Annotated in this window: 2 protein-coding genes; both read right to left on the minus strand. The window is 66.4% G+C overall.

Annotated elements, in window-relative coordinates; all coding sequences use genetic code 11:
- A partial coding sequence (locus tag AB4Z46_RS35215; RefSeq protein ID WP_442288192.1) for a methyl-accepting chemotaxis protein occupies positions 1-1,358 on the minus strand: 1,358 nt, incomplete at its 3' end.
- Between the two features lie 77 nt (positions 1,359-1,435).
- Positions 1,436-2,074: methyl-accepting chemotaxis protein (locus AB4Z46_RS35220; protein WP_442288193.1), on the minus strand; the 639-nt coding region annotated here is incomplete at its 5' end.

Here is a 2,074-nt window from a genome sequence, read left to right on the forward strand (position 1 = left end):
ATGATGTCGGTCACCCGCTTCACGCTGTCCACGATCTCCTCCATCGTCCGGCCCGCTTCCGCCACCTGCTTGCTGCCTTCCTCGACCTTGTCCACCGAGTCCCCGATCAGGGTCTTGATCTCCTTGGCCGCCGCCGCCGAGCGCTGCGCCAGGCTGCGCACTTCCGACGCCACCACCGCGAAGCCCCGGCCCTGCTCGCCGGCCCGCGCGGCTTCCACCGCCGCGTTCAGCGCCAGGATGTTGGTCTGGAAGGCGATGCCGTCGATGACGCCGATGATGTCCACGATCTTGCGCGAGGACGCRTTGATCGAGCCCATGGTGTCCACCACCTGGCTCACCACGCTGCCGCCCCGGACCGCCACCTCGGAGGCCGACACCGCCAATTGATTCGCTTGCCGCGCGTTGTCGGCGTTTTGCTTCACGGTCGAGGTCAGTTCCTCCATCGAGGCCGCCGTCTCTTCCAGCGAGCTCGCCTGCTCCTCGGTGCGCGACGACAGGTCCTGGTTGCCCGTGGCGATCTGGCTCGACGCCGTCGCGATCGTGTCGGTGCCGCTGCGCACTTCGCCCACGATCTTCACCAGGCTGTGATTCATCTCCTTGAGCGCCTGCATCAACTGGCCGGTCTCATCGGTCGTGTGCGCCTCGACGCGGCTGGTCAGGTCGCCGGCGGCCACCGATTGGGCGACCTTCACCGCTTCGGACAGCGGCTTCGCCACGATGCGTGCGATCCACAGTGCCAGCACCAGGCCCAGCGCCACGCTGCACAGCAGGATGCCGATGACCCAGATCCTGGCGTCCGCATAGACCGCACCCGCCATGTCACTGGCCTTGGCGGCGCCGGTCTCGTTCACCGCGCCCAGCTTGTCGAGCATCTGCGTCAGGTCGCGGTTCACCCGCAGGGACTCGCCGCGGATCTGGGCAGTCGCCTCCTCGTTCTTCTGCGCGCGGGACAGGGCGATGACCTTGTCGTGCTCCTGCGCGTACTGGCCCAGTGCCTTGGTGAATTCCGGGAAGATCTGCTTCTCCTCCGGTTCGGAGATCAGCTTCTCGTAGAGCGAGCGGCTCTTCTGCAGTTCGATCCAGGTGTCGGCCATCGACTTCTCATAGCCGGCCATCTCGCTGTCCGTGTTGGACAGGATGTGCTGAAGTTCCTGGGCCCGATAGCGCGACATCAGGCCCTTCATTTCGAGGACCGCGCGCGTGGCGGGCATCCAGTTGGTCGTGATGTCGGTCGACATCTGGTTGACCTGCGCGAGCTGAACGACCGAGAAGACCCCGACGAAGACCGTCAGCGCCAGCACGGCGATGAATGAAATCAGGAGCTTGGCCGCAATCCTGAGGTTGTAGAACGCTTTCATGGAATTTCCTTGTGGCTCTGGGCCGTGTGATGGTTTGCCGGCCTCTCGCCGTCACTTGTTGCTGGGGGAGCCTGGGCTCAGAATTCGGTCCAATCGCCCGAGGCGCCACTTGCCGAAGCAAGCTGCGGCGCGGCCGAGCCTTTTTTCTCGAGGCGCTTCACCGGCGCCCTGGCACTCGTCCTCGGTGCGGCGGCCGCCACGGCAGGGCGACCCGGCGCCGCGTGACTGCGTCCGCCGCTGCCTGCCTCCAACTTGAAGACGCTCACGGCCTGCACCAGGCTCGACGCCTGCTCCTGCAGCGAACCGGCCGCGGCCGCAGCCTCCTCCACCAGCGCCGCGTTCTGCTGCGTCACCTGGTCCATCTGCGTGATCGCCTGGTTGATCTGCTCGATCCCCGAGGTCTGCTCCTGGCTCGCCGCCGTGATCTCGCCCATGATGTCGGTCACGCGCTTCACGCTGTCCACGATCTCTTCCATCGTCCGGCCCGCTTCCGCCACCTGCTTGCTGCCTTCCTCGACCTTGTCCACCGAGTCCCCGATCAGGGTCTTGATCTCCTTGGCCGCAGCCGCCGAGCGCTGCGCCAGGCTGCGCACTTCCGACGCCACCACCGCGAAGCCCCGACCCTGCTCGCCGGCCCGCGCGGCTTCCACCGCCGCGTTCAGCGCCAGGATGTTGGTCTGGAAGGCGATGCCGTCGATCACGCCGATGATGTCCAC

Source organism: Variovorax sp. M-6 (assembly GCF_052114385.1).
In the GTDB taxonomy this organism is placed as follows: Bacteria; Pseudomonadota; Gammaproteobacteria; order Burkholderiales; family Burkholderiaceae_C; genus Variovorax.